Raw genomic sequence first — 15,064 nt, forward strand, 5'->3', positions numbered from 1 at the left:
GATAAGCCGCGGGCGGGGCGCGCGGACGGTTGGGTGGAGGCATGGATGAGATCGGCACGCGCACCCGGGACCTGATGGCGCATGGGACGTCCCGACGTCAGGTCTACGGGACGCGGATGCATCGGCCGTTCCATGGGATGCGGACGGAGACTCCTCCCGAGGACCATCTCGCGCAGTGCCGGGCCGCCAGCGTGGTGCTGCCGCCGTACTCGCTGTTCAGCCACCGATCGGCGGCGATGATCCACGGGCTCCCCCTGCCGATCTGGGCACTGCCCGAGAAAGTCGAAGTCGCCGTCTTCGAGCCGAACCGTCCGCCTCGGCTCCGCGGCGTGCGCGCCCATCAGCTCACCGCGGACGAGCACCGCTGGTCGGTGGTGGAGGGGCTCCGAGTCGTCAGCGCCCACGACACCTGGGCTCAACTGAGCAGCCTGCTGCCCGTCCCCGACCTCGTCGCGATCGGCGACTACCTCATCACCGGCGACGAGCCGTACTCCGGGCTCACACCGCCGGCGACGCGGGCGGACCTGGACGCGGCGGTCCACCGTCACGGCCGTCGCCGGGGCGTCGCCGCCCTCCGTCAGGCGCTCGAACGGGTGCGGTACGGATCACTCTCGCCCCAGGAGTCGCGGCTCCGGGTGGCTCTCGAGGACGCAGGCCTTCCGTCGCCCGAACTGAACCATGTCGTCCACTCACCGGTGGATGGGCGACGCGAGGCCATGATCGACCTGGCGTATCCGGACGCTCACGTCGCGATCGAGTACCTCGGCGATCACCACCGCTCCGACCCGGACGCCTATCGCCATGACATCCGCCGCCGCGAACGCCTTATCGAGCTCGGCTGGGACGTCATCTTCGTCACCGCCGCCGATCCGTTCGACGCGGTCGCCCTCCGCATGCGTCGGGCGCTCCGCCGATCGAGTACACGATAAGTGCACGCGACACGCCGCCGGGGCGTGCACTTTTCGTGTACTCGACGGAGGGCGAAGAGGGAGAGAGAGAGAGAGAGAGCGGGGGTCAGCCGGCGGCTAGTTCTCGGGCTCGGGTCAGGGCGGCGTCCGTGGCTCGGGCGAAGAGGGCCGGGAGGTCGGCGGACTGGAGGACGGCGATCGCGCGCTCGGTGGTGCCGTTCGGGCTGGTGACGCGGCGGCGGAGCTCGGCCGGGTCTTCGCCGGACGAGACGAGCAGGTCGGCGGCGCCGAGGAACGTGCCGTTCACCAGGGTTGCCGCCTGCTCGGGGGTGAAGCCCTTCTGCACGGCGGCCTCCGTCAGGGCCTCGATGAGGAGGAAGACGTACGCGGGACCGGAGCCGGAGATCGTGCTCAGCGCATCCAGCTGCGCCTCCGGCACCTCCACGACCTCGCCGACGGTCTCGAACAGGGCGCGGACGACCGTGAGGTCGTCGGCGTCCGTACGCGTGCCGGCGCTGACGCCGGTCACGGCCTTGCCGACGACGGCCGGCGTGTTCGGCATCGCCCGGACAACGGACACCGAGTCCGGGAGCACGGACTCCATGGTCGAAGCGGTCACACCCGCGGCGACGCTGACGACGACCGTGCCCGGGGCCAGCGAGTCGCGGATCTCCGCCAGCAGGTCGCGCACCATCGCCGGCTTCACAGCGACCACGACGACCCCCGCGCCGTCCACCGCGAGACGGTTGGCGTCGGCGCGGGTCTCCGTCGCATAGGCGGTCACACCCGGGGTTCCGGCAAGCTCGGCAGCGCGCGCCTCCGACCGGTTCGTCACGCGGATGCCGGCGACCTGCACGCCGGGCGCCAGCAGTCCGCTGAGGATCGCGCGGCCCATCGAGCCCGCCCCCAGCATCGCGATGGTCGGGAGGGTCACGTTCTGCGCGTCGTCCATGGCTCCATCCTAGGATTGGGGGCATGAGCGCATCAGGTGGGACCAGGGCCATCGTCGCCGCCTTCGCGGCGAACCTCGGAATCGCGCTGACGAAGTTCATCGCGTGGGCGTTCTCCGGCTCGTCGTCGATGCTGGCGGAGGGCGTGCACTCCCTCGCCGACTCCGGCAACCAGCTGCTGCTCCTGCTGGGCGGCCGCCGCTCACGCCGCAGCGCGGATCGTGAGCACCCCTTCGGCTACGGCCGCGAGCGGTACGTCTACGCCTTCGTCGTGTCGATCATCCTGTTCTCCGTCGGCGGCGTCTTCTCCATCTACGAGGGCATCGAGAAGCTGACCCATCCGCACCCGCTCGAGAACGCGTGGCTGCCCATCCTGGTGCTCGTCATCGCCATCTGCCTGGAGTCGTTCTCACTGCGCACCGCCGTGCACGAGTCGCGCCCGCATAAGAAGGGGATGTCGTGGCCGCAGTTCATCCGGCGCGCCAAGGCCCCCGAACTCCCCGTCGTGCTCCTCGAGGACGTCGCAGCGCTGACCGGCCTCGTCTTCGCGCTGATCGGCGTCGGCATGACGATCATCACCGGCGACAGCGTCTGGGACGGCATCGGGACGCTGCTGATCGGCTCCCTGCTGGTGGCGGTCGCGGTCGTCCTGGGCATCGAGACGAAGAGCCTCCTGGTCGGCGAGGGGGCGAGCGACGCCGACGCCGCGGCGATCGAGCGGGCCATCACGGCGGGCGACGAGGTCGAGCGCATCATCCACATGAAGACGCTGTACCTCGGTCCGGAGGAGCTGATGGTCGCGGCGAAGCTCGCGTTCTCGGGCGAGCACCGGCTCGCCGACGTCGCAGCCGCGATCGACACCGTCGAGCGCCGCATCCGCGAAGCCGTGCCGGCCGCCCGCGTCATCTACATCGAACCCGACGTCTGGATCGACCCGGACGACCGGGCGCCCGCCACCGACACCATCGTCATCAAAGGACTCGAGTGACCCGCACCGCCGTCATCCTGCAGCACGACCCGAGCATCCACCTCGGCAACATCGGTCCGGTGCTCACCGAGCACGGGTACGACCTGCGCGTCGTGGATGCGACGTCCGAGGACGTGTCGTCGATCGACCCGTCAGAGGCGGACCTCGTGGTCGTGCTCGGCGGGGAGATGGGCGCATATCAGACCGACGAGTTCCCCTTCCTGCGGGCCGAGCAGGAGCTGCTGCGCGCGAGGCTCGACGCCGAGCGGCCGACGCTCGGTGTCTGCCTGGGCGCGCAGCTGATGGCGGGCGCGCTGGGCCGGCGGGTCTACCGGGGCGACACCACCCAGATCGGTTACCGCCGCGTCGAACCGACCGAGGCGGGCGCCGCCTCGCCCATCCGGCACTTCGACGGCGTCCCGGTGGTGGAGTGGCACGGCGACACCTTCGAGCTGCCGGAGGAGGCGACACTGCTCGCCTCGTCGAGCGACTACTCCAACGAGGCGTTCGCGATCGGCGGGTACGCGCTCGCGGTGCAGTTCCATCCCGAGGTCACGGACGAGATGCACGAGGCCTGGGTGGCGGACGGGTACAACGAATTGGATGAACTGGCGATCGACCCGGATGCGCTCCGGCGCGACCGCGAGGCGTACAACGCGCGCATGCAGGAGGCGTCGCGTGCGGCGTTCTCCGAGTGGCTGGAGAGCCTTCCCGCCTGAGCGGCGAGCCCGTGCCGGCCGCGCGGCCGCGTCAGCGCTTGGCGCGGAAGAAGTCGAGCAGCAGCTCCCCGCAGTCCTCCGCGAGCACGCCGGCGAACACCTCGACACGATGGGTCAGCCGGCGATCGCGCAGGACGTCGTAGACGGAGCCCCCGGCTCCCGCCTTCTCGTCCCACGCGCCGAACACCACGGTCGGTACGCGAGCGGCGAGCACGGCGCCGGCGCACATCACGCACGGCTCGAGCGTGACGACGAGCGTGCATCCCTCGAGGTGCCAGTCGTCGCGCGAGGCCGCGGCCTCCCTCAGCGCCAGCACCTCCGCGTGGGCGGTCGGATCGTGCCGCAGCTCGCGCTCGTTGCGGCCGGTGCCGATCACCCGGCCCTCCTCGTCGAGCACGAGGGCGGCGACCGGCACGTCCCCGGTGCCGAACGCCAGCCTGGCGTCGGCGATGGCGCGCCGCATCCACTCCTCGTAACGGGTGGGGACGGTGAGGCTCACGGCTGGATGCTCCCGAGGCTGCGGGCGGACGAGTTCGGCTAGCCTTGAGCCTATGCGAGTGCACGTTGCGGACCACCCACTCATCACCCACAAGCTGACCGTGCTCCGCGACAAGCGCACCCCGTCGCCGGTGTTCCGCCAGCTCACGGAGGAGCTCGTCACACTGCTCGCGTACGAGGCGACGCGCGGTGTCCGCGTGGAGCCGGTCGAGATCGAGACCCCCGTGACGTCGACCACCGGCGTCGCGCTGAGCGAGCCGCGTCCGCTCGTCGTCCCCATCCTGCGCGCCGGGCTCGGGATGCTGGAGGGGATGGTGCGCCTGATGCCGACCGCCGAGGTCGGCTTCCTCGGCATGGTCCGCAACGAGGAGACGCTGGAGCCGACCACCTACGCCGAGCGGCTGCCGATGGACCTCTCCGACCGCCAGTGCTTCGTGCTCGACCCGATGCTCGCGACCGGCGGGTCGCTCGGCGCCGCGATCGACTTCCTGTTCCAGCGGAACGCCGTGGATGTGACCGCGATCTGCCTGCTCGCCGCCCCGGAGGGTCTCGCGGCCCTCGAGAAGGCGACCGAGGGCCGCAACGTCACGATCGTGCTGGGTTCGCTCGACGAGCGCCTGAACGAGAACGGCTACATCGTGCCCGGTCTCGGCGACGCCGGGGACCGTCTCTACGGCACGGTCTGACGTCCGCAATATTCCGTAACCATTTGACACCGAGCGTCACGATCGGTTTTACTGTCCAGCATGACTGACAACGCGCGTACCCTGACCTCCTTCGAGGCCCTTGGGAATGCCGGCATGATGATGGCCGGCCGCGACTCGGTCATGTGTTGCCGAATGTGTCGCTAATCTGACGACCCTTCGCCGAGCAGCCGCCCTCCGACGTCACCCCGTCGTGATCGGGCGCACGCTCCCCGGGAGCGCCACACTCACGCTCCTGCGCATCGGCCCCTCTCTGTAGGGCCACAACACGACACTCCCCGCAGAAACCCCGGCACCTCCGCGTACCCGCGGAGTACTCGTCGCACCGGGATGCGGAACATCATCACTAAGGACGCGATCCCCATGTCTCTGGCCACCATCGACACCGCCTACCCCCGCACCTCCTCCGTCTCGCCGGTCAGCCCGGTCCGGGCCGCCGCTCCGGCTCCCGCCGCCCCTGCTTCTGCCGCCGCCGCTCCCGCCGAGTCGGCTCCCCGCATCCGTGCCGTCCCCGAGGGGACCGAGGCCCGCGGATTCGTGCTCTACGTCGGCATCGACGAGGCCAAGGCGATCGCCGACGGCACCGACCTCGGCCGCATCGTCGAGGCGCTGAAGCGCCTGACCGCCGAGATCGCCCCCTCCGCCGAGACCTACGCCGCGGTGGCGCTCGCCCCGGCCGGCGCCGGCGGCCGCGACGTGGATGTCGTCCGCCTCGCCCTGCAGGACCCGTCCGCAGTCGCCAAGCACCGCCAGGCCGTCACGATCGACGAGGACGAGGACCGCGCTGCCTCCGGCGTCGTCGTCGACATCTCGCGCAAGCGCCTCGTGCTCGACAACCAGACGGTCGCGCTCACGTACAAGGAGTTCGAGCTGCTGCAGTACCTCGTCCTGCGCGAGGGCCGCACCATCGAGCGCTCCGAGCTCATCAGCTCGCTGTGGAGCGACGCGGACGAGGACGAGGTGCCGAACGAGCGCACCATCGACGTGCACGTGCGCCGCCTCCGGGCGAAGCTGGCCCGCTACGAGGACATCGTGCGGACCGTCCGCGGCGTCGGCTACCGCTTCGACCGTCACGCCGACGTGTCCATCCGCTACGCGAGCGCCCCCTCCCCCGACCTGTTCTGACCCACCGCCGCCCCGGCGAGCGCATTCGTCGGTTGCCGATCGACGATGCAGTAGGCTCGCCGGCGGGGAGCGCGGAAGCGTCGGGGGGAAAACCCGCACGCGCATCCCGCAGGGGGACCAGCGTGGATCCGAGACGGAACAACTTCGACGTCCTGAGGCTGCTGTTCGCGACGCTGGTGATCTTCTCCCATTCGTTCGCGCTCGTCGGTCAGGCGGAGCCGGTGCTGTGGGGCCGGACGCTCGGCAACCTCGGCGTGCACGGGTTCTTCGTGATCAGCGGTTACCTGATCGTGCAGAGCTTCCTGCGCAGCCGGTCCCTGCTTCAGTACGGCATGAACCGAGTCCTCCGCATCGTTCCCGGGCTGGTGGTGGCGCTCGTCCTGTCCGGCCTCATCGCCATGAGGCTGCACGGCTTCGCCGACAACCCCGTCCCGTACATCTCGAACGGGCCGGTGTGGACGCTGACCTGGGAGGTCGTCTGCTACGCGGCCGTAGCCGTGCTCGGCGTCGTGGGAGCCCTCAACCGGACCGCCTTCCCGGCGGTCTTCGCGGCGGGCTGGGTGCTCTACCTCGCGGGGGTCGGTGACACGTCGGACTTCATGCTGGCGATCGTGCCGATGTTCCTGATGTTCGCGGCGGGTGCGCTCTTCGCCCTGTATCTCACCAAGTTCAGGATCGAGGTGCTGGTCCTCGCGCTGGTCGGTCTCGCTCTGACAGCGGACTTCGGCGTCTTCTCCGCCGTCGTCCGCTTCGTGACGGCGGGGGTGCCGTTCCTCTACGGACCGGACGTGACCCTCGGCGAGATCCACCGCGTCGTCTACCTCATGTCGTTCCCGGTGGTCGTGATCTGGGTGGGGAAACTGGCGCGGCCGTCGCTCCCGGTGCGGAACGACCTGTCGTACGGCACCTACATCTACGGCTGGCCGGTGGCTCAGGTGCTGGTGTTCGTCGCGCTCACGTGGGCGCTCCCGCTGAATCCGTGGCTCCTTTTCGTGGCCACCATGCTGATCACCGTACCTATCGCCTACCTGTCGTGGAGGCTCATCGAGAAGCCGGCGCTCGGACTCAAACGGCGGTTCCGCAGGCGCGCCGCTGCTCCCGAGCCGGATGCCGCCGAGGAGCGGCCGGAGCCGGTCGGCGTCTGACCGGCCGGCTCCGGGGGCGGGGTCAGCGTGTGCGCTGGTACACCCGGAAGGCGCTCGTCGCCCAGGCGGCCATGACGACCGCGAGGGCCAGGAGCAGCGCGGCGTGCAACCAGAGGGTGGCCCAGTCGGGATGCGCGCTCAGGGCCTGGCGCCCGACGATCACGGCCCACTCGAACGGGTTGTAGGCGGCCACGTTCTGCACCCACTCCGGCGACAGCTTCGTGTTCATGATCGCGGAGCTGAGGAACATGAGCGGCAGCGTGATCAGCTGCGAGATCCCGATCAGGGCGGTCTGCTCGCGCGCCAGCAGGGCGACGGCGTTCGACAGGGAGCAGAACACCGCGGTCAGCAGCACGACTCCCAGCAGCAGGAGCAGGATGCCGACCGGTCCGCCGTCGAACCGGGCCCCCGCCCAGAACGCGATCGCCAGCACCACCAGTGACTGCGCGACAGCGAGAACGGATTGGTACACGAGGGTCGAGACGATCATGGCACCACGGTTGGTCGGCGAGGTGAGGAAGCGGTCCATCACCCCGCGATCCATGTCCTGGATGTAGACCGTGCCCGACCACGCGCTGCCGAACAGGGCCAGCATCATGACGACGCCCGGCGTGAGGTACTCGAGGTAGCTCTGACCGACGCCGAAACCGGGGATGTCGATCACCGACTTGAACAGCTGCCCGAACAGCAGCAGCCAGATCACCGGTTGCACCAGGTTCATGACGAGGAAGGCCGGCATCCGCCACGCCGCGCGCAGCTGACGGCCGGTCAGCAGCAGCGTGTGGCGGAAGAAGGTCGGGCCGCCGCGGCGCAGGGTCCGGGACGGGGTGGCGGCGATGGTGGTCATGATGCGTTCTCCAGGACGGACTCGGCGGACTCCTGCGCCCGCGTGAAGGTGCGGCCGGTGTGCCGCAGGTAGACGTCGTCCAGGCTGGGCCGGGCGACCGTTGCGGAGGCGACGGCGACGCCGGCGGCCTCCAGAGCGGCGAGGGCGAGCGGCAGCGTGGCGGCTCCGCTGTCGGCGCGGGCGCGCAGCGTCCGTCCGTCTCCCGCGATCTCGCGCAGGGCATCCACCCGCTCCAGGGCGGCGAGCCCGGCGATCGGTTCGGCGTCGCCGCGGAGTTCGACGATGACCGCGTCGCCGCGGAGGCCGTTCTTCAGCTCCTCGGGTGTACCGCCTGCCACGACGCGGCCGTGGTCGACGATCGCGAGCCGGTCTGCGAGCCGGTCGGCCTCGTCCAGGTAGTGGGTGGTCAGCAGCACGGTCAGCTGCTCGTGGGCCGTCATCCGCTCCAGTTCCAGCCAGAGCTCGGCCCGGGCCTCAGGGTCGAGCCCGGTGGTCGGCTCGTCGAGGAACAGCACCTCGGGCCGGTGCATCAGGCCGATCGCGACGTCCAGTTTGCGGGCCATGCCGCCGGAGTACGTCTTCACCTGCCGTCGGGCGTGCTCCGCGAGACCGAACCGCTCGAGGAGCTCTCGGGCGCGCGCGGTGGCCTCCCGTCCGGTGAGGCCCTGCAGCCGCCCGGCGAGCACCAGGTTCTCGGCGCCCGTGTCGGACGGGTCGGACACCGGCTTCTGCGCGACGAACCCGATGACCCGACGCACGCGCGACGGGTGCCGGGCCACGTCGATTCCGGCGACGTAGGCCGCTCCCGAGTCCGGGCTCGCCAGGGTGGACAGGATCTTCATGGTCGTCGACTTGCCGGCTCCGTTGGGGCCGAGCAGGCCGAAGACGGTCCCTGCCTCGACCTCGAAGCCGAGGTCGTCGAGGGCGCGGACGGGGGGCTTCCCCCTCCCGCCGCTGTAGGTCTTCACGAGGTGGCCGGCGGCGAGCGCCGGCCCGGTTGCGGGTGCCATGGTGGCTTTCCTCTCTTTTTCGATGGCAGCCACCGGCACGGGGATATCCTTGAAGACAGCCCTCGGTGACTGTTGACGCAGGTTCCTCACGGAACGACTGAAGGTCTGGATGGCCGGAGAGTTGCCGCTCTCCGGCCATCGTTCATGCTCGGCCGTGTTTCATGATCGGTACAGGTCGGCCGCCTCCTCCCCCAAGGCACCGGCGGCGATGCGCGCGGACAGTTCCTCCATGCCGAGGCCGTCGGCGAGGAGCCGGTGCAGCTGCTCCCAGCCGTCGTACCCGCCGATCGAGCCGTCACGGATGCGAGCGGCGAGGTCGGCGACGAAGGCGCGCTCCGCCTGCAGGACGGCGACCCGGTAGTGGAACTCGACCATGAACAGCTCGGGCAGGTCTTTCGTCTGCTCCTGCAGCGCTCGGCGCGCGGCGAGGTCGTCGTCGAGGCGGTCGCGGCGCCTCTCCAGCAGGTCGGCAGCCACCTGAGGCGGCAGCATCGGCAGCAGCGACAGCCCGGTCTCGATCGCCGGGTACTCCTTGACCGGCAGCTCGATCAGCTCGCGCAGCCACTCCTCGGCCTCGCGCCGGCCAGACTCGGTGATCTCGTACACGACGCGTTCGGGCCGGTTGCCCTCCCGTTCGGTCTGCGCGACCTCGATGAAGCCGTGCTTCTGCAGCGACTTGATGACCGAGTAGAGCGAGCCGAAGTTCAGCCGGATGCTGTCCTCCTTGCCCCGTTCGCGCATGGTGGTGGTCATCTCGTACGGATACATCGGGCGCTCCCAGAGGCATGCCAGCACGGCGAGTGCCAGCGGATTCGCCACAGCGCGCTTCGTCACGCTCCACCTCCGATCGATTACTCGAAACAGAGTATTCGATCTCGGATAGGCCCGTCCAGTCCTTGTCGCGCTTTTCTGCCACGACGCCCGGCGCACGCGCCGGAAAAGCGAGCCCTCCTGGTCAGCGGGCGGTCGCTCGGTAGAAGATCGCCTGAAGCGGGATCGTCGTCGGGGCCGCGCCGTACTCGGCGGCCAGCCGCCGGGCCACCTCCGCGACCACCGCGTCGAGGTCGGCGGATCGGCGCCGCAGCTGGTCCGCCACGGGGTTCCCCCGGATGAGACCGTCGGCGAATCCCTCCCAGGAGGCGACGGGCGCATCGTAGGGCAGCACGTCGATACGGACGGCCCCGAATCCGGTGGACTGCGCCAGGGCCCGCAGGGCCTGCACGTCGCTCAGGCGGAACGGCACGCTCTAGAACGGCGGCGGATCGTCCGGGAAGGTCTCCACCAGGAGACCGTCGACGATCGCGGCGAACCGGTTCTCGGCATGGCTGTCCCACACCGAGAAGTGGAAGACACCGCCGACCGCCAGGACGCGGCGCGCCTCGCGGAACGCCGTCGGCAGGTGGGGCACGAACATGATCCCGAACTGGCAGGCGACCGCGTCGAACGCCGCGTCGGGGAACGGAAGCGCCTGCGCGTCGGCCACCTCCAGGCGGGTGGATGCGGGGAGCACGCGTCGCGCGAGCTCCAGCATCCCGGCGTTCAGGTCGGTGACCACGAGCTGGGCGTCCGGGTTCTCCGCCGCGATCGCGGCCGATGAGATACCGGTGCCGGCCGCGGCCTCGAGGATGCGTCGCGGCCGCGGCTCGGCCACGGCCGCACCCAGCACGTCGGCATAGTGGCGGAACAGCACCGGTCCGAGACCGGAGTCGTAGTGTGCGGGGATCGAGCCCTGGAAGGCTGTGGCGTCGTCGTCCACGAGGCCGACCTTAGCGCCCAGCGTCCCGCTCGGGAATGCATAGACAACTCGCAGAAAAAATAACGACTTGATAACTAGATGCCGTTACCTCTTCGTTATATAGTTCAAGAGCAATGGTTGTTTGCTGTGGCAGCCATCGCGGAATGTGATTGCAGGACACTCTTGGTGCAAGGGAGAGGGCCGGCCGCTAGCCTCTGCGGCCGGCCCTCAATCTTTGCCCCGGCGTCCTCTCACACCGTCCCCTCCCTCCGGCCCGTGGTGGCACGGATGCTGACCAACGCTCATGATGAGAAGATGCGAATGCATTGAGCAGGTGCGGGAGGGTGCCATGGCCGAGACGGCGATACCGGAATCGACGAGTCGCGCGAGGATCAGCGCGGTGGCCGCCTGGGAGTCGTTGTTCCGCGCGCAGGTCGCCGTGATGCAGACGCTCGCGGCGGAGTTCCCGACGCGCGATATCTCCTTCAACGAGTACGACGTCCTCTTCAACCTGTCGCGCCAGCCGAATCGCGAACTCCGGCTGCGCGACCTGAACAAGCACGTCCTGCTCACGCAGCCGAGCGTCAGCCGGCTCGTCGACCGTCTCGTCGCCCGCGGGCTGGTCGCCAAGGAGCCGGAGCCGTCGGACGCGCGCGGCACCCTCATCCGCTTGACCGACACCGGGTTCGACATGTTCCGGCGTGTCGCCGTCGACCACATGAAGACCATCACAGATCGCGTCGGGGGCCGTCTGACACCCCAGGAGCTCGAGACCCTCGCCGATCTGTGCGACAAGCTGCGCGATCCGTCCTGACCCGATCCCTCCACAGGCCCGAACCACCTTCGCTCTTCCCCCAACCTGAGCGCGGGCCTGCCGGAGCCGAGATCCGCGACGCGTAAGATTGCCGCCACGGACGCATGGTTCTAACGAGGAGAAGACGCATGAGATGGGGATGGGCGCCTGCCCTTGTCGGCTTCGTCGCCTTGAGCGGCCTGGCGGGTGTGCTCGCCGCCGCGGCGGTGACGCCGGCGGTGGCGCTGACGGGTTCGGCGGCCGATTCGACCATCAGCGTCTTCGACGGTCTGCCCGAGTACATCAAGGTCGAGCCGCTGGCTCAGGCGTCCACGATGTACGCGCTCAGCAACGGCCAGCAGGTCCCGATCGCCACGTTCTACTCGCAGAACCGCATCGAGGTCGGCTGGGACGGCATCTCGCAGAACCTCAAAGACGCGGCCATCGCCACGGAGGACCCGCGCTTCTACGAGCACGGCGGGGTCGACGTCACCGGCACCCTCCGCGGTGCGGTTCTGACGGCGCTGCACAAGTCGGTGCAGGGCGGATCGTCCATCACCCAGCAGTACGTGAAGAACATCCTCGTGCAGCGGTGCGAGAACAAGCAGCCGGATCCGACGGCGACCGACGCGGTGCAGAAGAAGCAACTGGGCGCCTACGAGACCTGCTACGACGACGCGACCAAGGTCGACCCCACGCGCAAGCTGAAGGAGATGCGCTACGCGATCGGGCTCGAGAAGGAGTACTCGAAGAACGACATCCTGCAGAGCTACCTGAACATCGCGCTCTTCGGCGGCCGCGTCTACGGCGTGCAGTCGGCGGCGGAGTACTACTTCGGGGTCTCGGCGAAGGACGTCAACATCCAGCAGGCGGCGACGCTCATCGCCATCCTGAACAATCCGGACAACCTGCGCATCGACCGGCCGGACGACAAGGAGAACGGCGCGGCCAACGGCTACAAAGAGACCCTCGACCGGCGCAATTACGTGCTCGACCGGATGCTCGCGAACGGCAAGATCACCAAGGAGGAGCACGACGCGGCGCGTGCCACCAAGGTGGAGCCCAAGATCACCCCCACCCAGAACGGCTGCATGACGGCGCAGCAGTACAACGCCGCGTTCTTCTGCGACTACGTCGAGCGCGTGATCGAGCAGGACCCGATCTTCGGCAAGACGGAGGACGACCGCTCCAACTTCCTGACCCGCGGCGGTCTCAAGATCTACACCACCCTCAACCTCGACCTGCAGAACCAGGCGCAGGCGGCGGTCAGCGCGTACATCCCGCCGACCAGCCCCCGGCTCGACCTCGGCTCGTCCAACGTCGCGGTCGAGGTGGGCACCGGACGCGTCGTGACCATGGTGCAGAACCGGCCGTACGACAACACGGCGGAGCCGGCTCCCGGCACCACGGCGGTGAACTACAACACCGACTACGACTACGGCGGTTCCGAGGGCTTCCAGACCGGGTCCGCCTACAAGGTGTTCGACCTCCTCGAGTGGCTGCAGGAGGGGCACTCGCTCTACCAGACGGTGAGCGGCACGCAGCACCTGTTCCCGCAGAGCCAGTTCCACTCCAGTGACCCGTGCAACGACATCGGTGGGGCGCCCTGGCCTGTGTCCAACGACGAAGGCGAGAGCGTCACCGCCACCACGGTGATGAACGCGACGGCGCAGTCCATCAACACCGTCTTCGCGAAGATGGCGACGCAGCTCGACCTCTGCGGCATCAAGGAGCGCGCACAAGACCTCCTGGTACACGGCGCGGACGAGCAGGCCAACAGGTTCATGGCCAACCCGTCGTCGGTGCTCGGCACCAACTACATCGCCCCGCTCACGATGGCGACGGCGTACGCGGGTCTCGCCAACAACGGCGTCGCCTGCAGCCCGGTCGCCATCGACAAGATCGTGAACGCCGACGGCACCGAGCACGCGGTCCCCAAGTCGCAGTGCTCGACCCACCCGATCGACCCGCAGGTGGCGGCGGCCGCGATCTACGCCCTCCAGGGCGTGCTGCGCGGCGGCGGCACGGCGGCGTCGGCCAACCCGGGCGACGGCATCCCGATCTTCGGCAAGACGGGTACGACCGACAACTCGGTCGAGAACTGGCTGGTCACGTCCTCCACCAAGGTCGCGCAGGCGACCTGGGTGGGCAACGTGCAGGGCGGTGTCGCGCTCCGCAGCCAGAGCTTCCAGGGGGTCGGCGGCGGCAACGTCAAGTTCTCGATCGCCAAGCGCGTCATCACGGCACTCAACGCCGCGTACGGCGGAGCCGCGTTCCCGTCCCCCATCGGCAAGTACACCACGGCGCCCGCGGTGCCCAAGCCGGCTCCGACGGCGCCGAGCGCACCCGGGGCTCCGGCTCCTGCACCGGGCGGCGGAGCCGGACCGGGCGGCGGCAACGGCGGAAACCCGCCTCCGGGCAAGAAGCCCTGAATCCGCGCCCCATCAGCCTGCCCTGCGGTGCAGTCGAGGGCACGTGCGCTAGAGGTCATTGCGGCCGAGATGACTATCCATGGGGTGTGATATTCGGACTAGTGTTATCGCGTGGGACGCACACCAGATCCGAACCGCAAGCCGGAGCTCCTCGGCCGCATCATGGACCATGTCGCGACCGAACCGCTCTCGCGGATGACTTTCCGCAGCCTGGCGACCGCCCTCGGCGTCAGCACCTACTCGTTCGTCTACCACTTCGGATCGCGGCAGGAGATGATCGACGCGATCCTCGAGGAGGGCGTGCGCCAGCAGTCCGAGTCGCTCAGGGGCGTCGATGTGACCGCGTTCGACCGCGACCAGTTCCGCGACTGGTACAAGGACGCGTTCCGCCACTCCCTGCGCGAGAACAACCGCACCGCGCTGCGTCTGCAGTTCGAGGCCGGTGCGCTCGAACCGATCGACCCGGATATCGGCAAGCGCGTCACCACGTCGTTCGTCCACTGGCGTGACACCGTCAAGACGTGGCTCAAGAAGCAGGGCATCGAGAGCCGCCGCGCCGGCGTGCTCGCGCACTGGCTCGTCGACTCGGCGGCCGGCCTGCACTTCGGCTTCCTCATCACCGGCGACCGTACGGGCACCGTCCAGGCGTTCGACCTCTTCCTCACGGCGTTCCTGCGCGAAGCCTTCGGCGACTGAGCCGGGCCGGCGGCGGACTCACACCGACGGCCGCTCCGCGACGGCCTTCACGCCCTCGAGCATCTTCACCCAGTTCTCGCGCGAGTGCTCGGCGGCCTCACGGGTCGGGTTGTTGTCCTGGTCCAGCGTGATCCGTGTGCCGCCGGGGATCTCATCCAGCTCGAAGCGGAGCGTGTGGTAGTTCTCCGGTACGTCCGGCAGGCCGCTGAGCGGGCTGAAGTGCGTCAGTACGATGCGCCACGGCTCCTGCAGGTCCTCGAGCTCGATCACCCGGCCGTGGTCCTCGAACGTCGTGCCCTGCCACTCGCCGCGCCACACGATCGGCGACCCCAGCCGCCAGTCGGAAACCACCTCCGCGCCGAACATGATCTCCGGCCGTGCTCCGTTCGAGGTCAGCACCCGCCACACCGTGCGTCGCGGCGCCTCCACGTCGATCTCCACCCTCGCCACGTACTCGCCCATGCGCGCCTCCCCGTCCGGTGGTGCCGCCCATCCCACACCACGGGACGCCCGTGCGCAAGGCACGGCTGAGCGG

Annotated in this window: 17 protein-coding genes; 9 read left to right on the top strand and 8 right to left on the bottom strand. The window is 69.3% G+C overall.

Annotation, left to right across the window (positions count from 1 at the left end):
• The first annotated feature begins 41 nt into the window (after positions 1-41).
• Complete coding sequence (locus ACR9Y5_RS17385) at positions 42-929, top strand: hypothetical protein (protein WP_481299136.1); 888 nt, start codon at positions 42-44, stop codon at positions 927-929.
• 85 nt (positions 930-1,014) lie between these two features.
• On the opposite strand, the gene proC is transcribed toward ACR9Y5_RS17385, so the two are convergent.
• Positions 1,015-1,860 carry a pyrroline-5-carboxylate reductase gene (gene proC, locus ACR9Y5_RS17390; protein WP_481299137.1) on the bottom strand — a complete coding sequence of 282 codons (846 nt, stop codon included), beginning with the start codon at positions 1,858-1,860 and terminating at the stop codon, positions 1,015-1,017.
• 23 nt (positions 1,861-1,883) lie between these two features.
• Here proC and ACR9Y5_RS17395 point away from each other — a divergent pair, with 23 nt between their 5' ends.
• Both ACR9Y5_RS17395 and ACR9Y5_RS17400 read left to right on the top strand, forming a co-directional pair.
• Entirely contained in the window at positions 1,884-2,846 is a 963-nt protein-coding gene (locus tag ACR9Y5_RS17395; RefSeq protein WP_481299138.1) for a cation diffusion facilitator family transporter, read from the top strand.
• Positions 2,843-3,544 carry a glutamine amidotransferase gene (locus ACR9Y5_RS17400; protein WP_481299139.1) on the top strand — a complete coding sequence of 234 codons (702 nt, stop codon included), beginning with the start codon at positions 2,843-2,845 and terminating at the stop codon, positions 3,542-3,544. Before ACR9Y5_RS17395 ends, ACR9Y5_RS17400 begins: the two co-directional genes overlap by 4 nt.
• Positions 3,545-3,575: 31 nt before the next feature.
• Here ACR9Y5_RS17400 and tadA read toward each other — a convergent pair whose 3' ends face one another.
• A complete protein-coding gene (gene tadA / locus ACR9Y5_RS17405; protein WP_481299140.1) occupies positions 3,576-4,043 on the bottom strand; it encodes a tRNA adenosine(34) deaminase TadA in 468 nt (155 codons plus the stop codon).
• A 52-nt stretch (positions 4,044-4,095) separates the two neighbouring features.
• Here tadA and upp point away from each other — a divergent pair, with 52 nt between their 5' ends.
• The 3 genes from upp to ACR9Y5_RS17420 all read left to right on the top strand — a co-directional run bounded on the left by upp (position 4,096) and on the right by ACR9Y5_RS17420 (position 7,016).
• Complete coding sequence (gene upp, locus ACR9Y5_RS17410) at positions 4,096-4,728, top strand: uracil phosphoribosyltransferase (RefSeq protein ID WP_481299141.1); 633 nt, start codon at positions 4,096-4,098, stop codon at positions 4,726-4,728.
• A 381-nt stretch (positions 4,729-5,109) separates the two neighbouring features.
• Positions 5,110-5,871 (top strand): winged helix-turn-helix domain-containing protein, encoded by a 762-nt coding sequence (locus ACR9Y5_RS17415; protein WP_481299142.1) that lies wholly within the window; start codon positions 5,110-5,112, stop codon positions 5,869-5,871.
• A gap of 122 nt (positions 5,872-5,993) precedes the next feature.
• Positions 5,994-7,016: an acyltransferase family protein gene (locus ACR9Y5_RS17420; protein ID WP_481299143.1), complete on the top strand. Its 1,023-nt coding sequence runs from the start codon at positions 5,994-5,996 to the stop codon at positions 7,014-7,016.
• Positions 7,017-7,038: 22 nt separating this feature from the next.
• Here ACR9Y5_RS17420 and ACR9Y5_RS17425 read toward each other — a convergent pair whose 3' ends face one another.
• From ACR9Y5_RS17425 to ACR9Y5_RS17445, 5 genes are all read right to left on the bottom strand, one after another.
• Positions 7,039-7,863: an ABC transporter permease gene (locus ACR9Y5_RS17425; RefSeq protein WP_481299144.1), complete on the bottom strand. Its 825-nt coding sequence runs from the start codon at positions 7,861-7,863 to the stop codon at positions 7,039-7,041.
• Positions 7,860-8,873: an ABC transporter ATP-binding protein gene (locus ACR9Y5_RS17430; RefSeq protein ID WP_481299145.1), complete on the bottom strand. Its 1,014-nt coding sequence runs from the start codon at positions 8,871-8,873 to the stop codon at positions 7,860-7,862. Before ACR9Y5_RS17430 ends, ACR9Y5_RS17425 begins: the two co-directional genes overlap by 4 nt.
• A gap of 159 nt (positions 8,874-9,032) precedes the next feature.
• Positions 9,033-9,707: a PadR family transcriptional regulator gene (locus tag ACR9Y5_RS17435; protein ID WP_481299146.1), complete on the bottom strand. Its 675-nt coding sequence runs from the start codon at positions 9,705-9,707 to the stop codon at positions 9,033-9,035.
• A gap of 121 nt (positions 9,708-9,828) precedes the next feature.
• The gene (locus tag ACR9Y5_RS17440) at positions 9,829-10,116 is read right to left on the bottom strand and encodes a hypothetical protein (protein ID WP_481299147.1); all 288 of its coding nucleotides are present in this window, start codon (positions 10,114-10,116) and stop codon (positions 9,829-9,831) included.
• 3 nt (positions 10,117-10,119) lie between these two features.
• Positions 10,120-10,629 carry a class I SAM-dependent methyltransferase gene (locus ACR9Y5_RS17445; protein WP_481299148.1) on the bottom strand — a complete coding sequence of 170 codons (510 nt, stop codon included), beginning with the start codon at positions 10,627-10,629 and terminating at the stop codon, positions 10,120-10,122.
• A 328-nt stretch (positions 10,630-10,957) separates the two neighbouring features.
• On the opposite strand from ACR9Y5_RS17445, the gene ACR9Y5_RS17450 reads away from it, so the two are divergent.
• The 3 genes from ACR9Y5_RS17450 (at position 10,958) to ACR9Y5_RS17460 (ending at position 14,529) form a co-directional block, all read left to right on the top strand.
• On the top strand, positions 10,958-11,422 hold the full coding sequence (locus ACR9Y5_RS17450; RefSeq protein WP_481299149.1) for a MarR family winged helix-turn-helix transcriptional regulator: 465 nt from the start codon (positions 10,958-10,960) through the stop codon (positions 11,420-11,422).
• Positions 11,423-11,550: 128 nt separating this feature from the next.
• Positions 11,551-13,833: a transglycosylase domain-containing protein gene (locus ACR9Y5_RS17455; protein ID WP_481299150.1), complete on the top strand. Its 2,283-nt coding sequence runs from the start codon at positions 11,551-11,553 to the stop codon at positions 13,831-13,833.
• A gap of 111 nt (positions 13,834-13,944) precedes the next feature.
• Entirely contained in the window at positions 13,945-14,529 is a 585-nt protein-coding gene (locus ACR9Y5_RS17460; RefSeq protein ID WP_481299151.1) for a TetR/AcrR family transcriptional regulator, read from the top strand.
• Between the two features lie 18 nt (positions 14,530-14,547).
• Here ACR9Y5_RS17460 and ACR9Y5_RS17465 read toward each other — a convergent pair whose 3' ends face one another.
• A complete protein-coding gene (locus ACR9Y5_RS17465; protein ID WP_481299152.1) occupies positions 14,548-14,991 on the bottom strand; it encodes an SRPBCC family protein in 444 nt (147 codons plus the stop codon).
• Between the last annotated feature and the right edge of the window lie 73 nt (positions 14,992-15,064).

Source organism: Leifsonia sp. KNZ13-11D (assembly GCF_056754895.1).

Coding starts and splice junctions, on each gene's coding strand:
- ACR9Y5_RS17425 (WP_481299144.1), bottom strand. CDS start 7,863: ATGACCACCATCGCCGCCACCCCGTCCCGGACCCTGCGCCGCGGCGGC.
- upp (WP_481299141.1), top strand. CDS start 4,096: ATGCGAGTGCACGTTGCGGACCACCCACTCATCACCCACAAGCTGACC.
- proC (WP_481299137.1), bottom strand. CDS start 1,860: ATGGACGACGCGCAGAACGTGACCCTCCCGACCATCGCGATGCTGGGG.
- ACR9Y5_RS17385 (WP_481299136.1), top strand. CDS start 42: ATGGATGAGATCGGCACGCGCACCCGGGACCTGATGGCGCATGGGACG.
- ACR9Y5_RS17395 (WP_481299138.1), top strand. CDS start 1,884: ATGAGCGCATCAGGTGGGACCAGGGCCATCGTCGCCGCCTTCGCGGCG.
- ACR9Y5_RS17450 (WP_481299149.1), top strand. CDS start 10,958: ATGGCCGAGACGGCGATACCGGAATCGACGAGTCGCGCGAGGATCAGC.
- ACR9Y5_RS17415 (WP_481299142.1), top strand. CDS start 5,110: ATGTCTCTGGCCACCATCGACACCGCCTACCCCCGCACCTCCTCCGTC.
- ACR9Y5_RS17430 (WP_481299145.1), bottom strand. CDS start 8,873: ATGGCACCCGCAACCGGGCCGGCGCTCGCCGCCGGCCACCTCGTGAAG.
- ACR9Y5_RS17455 (WP_481299150.1), top strand. CDS start 11,551: ATGAGATGGGGATGGGCGCCTGCCCTTGTCGGCTTCGTCGCCTTGAGC.
- ACR9Y5_RS17465 (WP_481299152.1), bottom strand. CDS start 14,991: ATGGGCGAGTACGTGGCGAGGGTGGAGATCGACGTGGAGGCGCCGCGA.